General features: G+C 72.2%; 3 protein-coding genes. 2 read left to right on the top strand and 1 reads right to left on the bottom strand.

Annotated elements, in window-relative coordinates; all coding sequences use genetic code 11:
- Positions 1-148: 148 nt before the first annotated feature.
- Positions 149-1,528 (bottom strand): NAD(P)/FAD-dependent oxidoreductase, encoded by a 1,380-nt coding sequence (locus EHS43_RS38955; protein ID WP_125195306.1) that lies wholly within the window; start codon positions 1,526-1,528, stop codon positions 149-151.
- Positions 1,529-1,901: 373 nt separating this feature from the next.
- On the opposite strand from EHS43_RS38955, the gene EHS43_RS38960 reads away from it, so the two are divergent.
- A complete protein-coding gene (locus EHS43_RS38960; protein ID WP_125195307.1) occupies positions 1,902-2,681 on the top strand; it encodes a TetR/AcrR family transcriptional regulator in 780 nt (259 codons plus the stop codon).
- Positions 2,682-2,941: 260 nt separating this feature from the next.
- Positions 2,942-4,187 (top strand): sigma-70 family RNA polymerase sigma factor (locus EHS43_RS38965; protein WP_125195308.1); only part of this gene is annotated, 1,246 nt, incomplete at its 3' end.

Genomic DNA, 4,187 nt, shown 5'->3' on the forward strand with positions numbered 1-4,187 from the left:
CAGCCCGGGGGTGCGGCACGGTGGGAAAACCTCTGGGTTCGAGGGGCGGGCGGCTGCCCGTCCGAAGTCGGGCATCAGTCTGGCAGGGTGACCGACCGGGTCGACATCCGTCAGACGCCGGGGCGGTCCGTGGAGTTCCTCGGTCCGGTCAGGACGACCCCTTCGGGTCGTTCGTCGGGTCGTGAGGATGCTTTCCACCGGCCGCGAGTTCGAACTCCGCTCGGGGATGTTCGAGTGAACCGAGGGAGACGATCTCCCGTTTGAAGAGCCCCGACAGGGTCCATTCGGCCAGCACGCGGGCCTTGCGGTTGAAGGTCGGGACCCTGCTGAGGTGGTAGACGCGGTGCATGAACCAGGCAGGGTAGCCCTTCAGCTTGCGTCCGTAGACGTACGCGACACCTTTGTGGAGACCGAGGGAGGCCACGGAGCCGGCGTACGCGTGCGCGTACGTCTCCAGGGGCTCGCCGCGCAGCGCGTGCGCGATGTTGTCGCCGAGGACCTTGGCCTGGCGTACGGCGTGCTGGGCGTTGGGTGCGGTCTCCCTGCCGGGCTCCTCGGCGGTGACGTCGGGGACGGCGGCGGCGTCTCCGGCCGCCCACGCGTGCGTGGTGCCGTCGACGGTGAGCTGGGGGGTGCATTTCAGCCGACCTCGCTCCGTGAGCGGGAGGTCGGTGGCGGCGAGGAGCGGGCTGGGTTTCACGCCGGCCGTCCACACGACCGTACGCGTGGGGAAACGGTTGCCGTCGCTGAGGACGGCGACGCGGTCCACGCAGGACTCCAGGCGGGTGTTGAGGCGTACGTCGATGTTGCGGCGGCGCAGTTCGCTGACCGTGTAGCGGCCCATCTCCTCGCCGACCTCGGGGAGGATGCGGTCGGAGGCCTCGACGAGGATCCACTTCATGTCCTCGGGCAGGACGTTGTGGTAGTAGCGGGCGGTGTAGCGGGCCATGTCCTCCAGCTCGCCGAGCGCCTCCACGCCCGCGTAGCCGCCGCCGACGAAGACGAAGGTGAGAGCCGCGTCGCGGATGGCGGGGTCGCGGGTGGAGGAGGCGATGTCCATCTGCTCGATGACGTGGTTGCGCAGGCCGATGGCCTCCTCGACCGTCTTGAACCCGATGGCGTGGTCGGCGAGTCCGGGGATCGGCAGCGTGCGCGCGACCGAACCGGGGGCGAGGACGAGTTCGTCGTACGCCAGCTGCTCGGCGCCCGTGCGCTCCTCCTCGGTGGCGAGGGTGGTGACGGAGGCCGTGCGCTTGGCGTGGTCGATCGCGGTGACCTCGCCGACCAGGACGCGGCAGCGGTCCAGGACGCGGCGCAGCGGTACGACGACGTGGCGCGGGGAGATGGATCCGGCTGCCGCCTCGGGCAGGAACGGCTGATAGGTCATGTACGGGTCGGGTGTGACGATCGTGATCTCGACCTCGTCCCGGTCGAGTTCCCGTTTCAGCTTCCGCTGCAGACGCAGAGCCGTGTACATCCCGACGTAGCCGCCGCCGACAACCAGAATGCGCGCACGTTCCTTCACCATCCCATGACGCACCCGCCGCTTGAGTTTGTCCACAGCCTCGACAAATTGTGTGACTGGAAGTCGTCGGCGCGCCGGGATGGCCGAATCGCCGGGGCAGACGGAAGGTTCGCAGGTCATGGGGGTGCGACAGGCGGGTGCGGGGGGCGCAATCGGGGCGTATGCCACCCGTACTCCGATCGGGGGGCGCTCCGTGCGGAACCTGCCCCTTCTGAATTGACCCCCACTCAACTATGTTCGTGTGACGACGGGGTGTAGGGGGATGCGCTCCGGGTCCGCGACGGGCGGACTCGCGAAACGGGCCTGTTCCGCTCGCTCCGGCTTTCGATGGCGGGGAGAGTCTCCGGGGGGAGACGTCATTACCGGGGGAACATTTATGCACATTCAGGACTCTCATTGGTCCACCGCGTCCACCATCGCACCCGGTGGCGGGTCGATGGGCGGCGCGATGGGCTCGGCGATGAGCGCGGCGGGCAACGGACGGGACGCGTCGCGTTCGGCCCCCCTGCGCGTGGACGCACAGCGCAACCTGGAACACGTACTGCGCGCGGCGCGCGAGGTCTTCGGCGAGCTGGGGTACGGCGCTCCGATGGAGGACGTGGCGCGGCGCGCCCGGGTCGGTGTCGGCACGGTGTACCGGCGTTTTCCGAGCAAGGACGTCCTGGTCCGGCGGATAGCCGAGGAGGAGACCTCCCGGCTGACCGACCAGGCGCGGGCGGCGCTCGGCCAGGAGGACGAGCCGTGGTCGGCGCTGTCGCGCTTCCTGCGCACCTCGGTCGCCTCCGGTGCCGGGCGGCTGTTGCCGCCCCAGGTGCTGCGGGTCGGGGTCGCCGACGAGGCCGACGGCTACGACGAGGCGCGCGTGCCGCAGCAGCGGACGACGCCGGGCTCCGGTGAACTGCGGCTGGTGCCGGAGGAGGCCCCGCTGGTCTCCGCCGACGACGACGCAGGGGCGGCGGCGCTGCTGGAGGTCGTGGGCCGGCTCGTGGAGCGGGCCCGGGCGGCCGGTGAGCTGCGGACCGACGTGTCGGTGTCGGACGTCCTGCTGGTGATCGCGACCGCGGCGCCCTCGCTGCCGGACGCGGCGCAGCAGGCGGCGGCCTCGGCGCGGCTGCTGGACATCCTGCTGGAGGGGCTGAGGTCCCGGCCGGTGTAACTCGAAAGAGTGACAATGGGGTGCGGTCGGCCGCCCGTCCGCGCCCCGGGACATTCCGGCGTTTTTCGGGTGCGCCGACCAACTCCTGCACCGGCCGTGACAGTTGAGTCTTCCCCATCCGGGTGATGTTCAGTACTGCCGTGCGGGAAGTCCCCACGGACGGGTGGATGCCCCGTACCGCGGGGGACTGAACAAAAGCCAATATGGCACGCTGACCCGGTGTTGGGGACTGGTTGGGCCGGCGGCGGGGGCATTCCGCGATGAGCGTTGACGGGCGGGACGAACCCCTCGATGAGGGCGACGGGGAAGCCGGGGGCACCCCCCACGTGCCGGGTCAGGGCGGCCGCGCGGGCATCCCGCAGGGCGGCATCCCGGCCCAGGGCGGCGAACCGGTCGAGGGCAGCGTCCCGGCGCAGCGCGACCGTCGCGAGGACGCGGGCCTCCTGCCACCGCCGCGGCAGATGCCGCCGTCCGACGCCGACCTGATCGAGCGGATGCGCTCCGGCGACGACTCGGCCTACGAGGCCCTCTACCGCCGCCACGCGGACGCCGTGCGCCGCTACGCCCGCACCTGCTGCCGCGACGCCCACACCGCGGACGACCTCACCGCCGAGGTCTTCGCCCGCATGCTCCAGGCGGTGCGCCGCGGCCACGGCCCCGAGCACGCCGTACGCGCGTATCTGCTCACCAGCGTCCGCCGCGTCGCCGCCGGCTGGACCAAGTCGGCGAAGCGGGAGCAGCTCGTCGACGACTTCGCGGTGTTCGCCGCCCAGGCCGCGCGCACCTCCGAGGTCTCCGACGACGACACCCTCGACCTGGGCGCGGACGTGCGCGCGATGCACGTGGCCGAGCAGTCCATGGCCATGCAGGCCTTCCGGTCGCTGCCCGAGCGCTGGCAGGCCGTGCTGTGGCACACCGAGGTCGAGGACGAGTCGCCCAGCGAGGTCGCCACTCTCTTCGGACTCGACGCCAACGGCACGCGCGTGCTGGCCAGCCGCGCCCGTGAGGGCCTCAAGCAGGCCTATCTCCAGGCCCACGTCAGCGCGACCCTCGCCACCGACGAGGAGTGCGCCCGCTTTGCCGACCGGCTAGGTGCCTATGCCCGCGGCGGCCTGCGCACCCGTGCTGAACGAGGGCTGCGCCAGCACCTGGAGGAGTGCGCCAAGTGCCGGCTGGCCGCGGGCCAGATCAAGGAAGTCGCCGGCGGTATCCCCGCCGTCGTCCCGGTCGCGGTCATCGGCTGGTTCGGGGCGGCCGGGTACGCCAAGGCCGTCGGGCTCATCGCGGGCGGCGCCGGGGCGGGAACGGCCGGTGCCGCGGGCGCGGCCGCCGCGGCGGGCGGCGGCTCTTCGGGCGGGGCCGCCGCCTCCGAAGGGCTGGGCGCGCCGGTGAAGGCCGGTATCGCGGCCGGTGTGGTCGCCGTGGCCGCCGCCGCGGTGGCGCTCGCGCTGATCGGCGACCACAGCCCGGTCAGGAAGCCGGACGCCAAGCCGCCGGCCTCCGCGC

Origin of the sequence: Streptomyces sp. RP5T, assembly GCF_003933965.1 — a bacterium.
Taxonomy (GTDB): Bacteria; Actinomycetota; Actinomycetes; order Streptomycetales; family Streptomycetaceae; genus Streptomyces.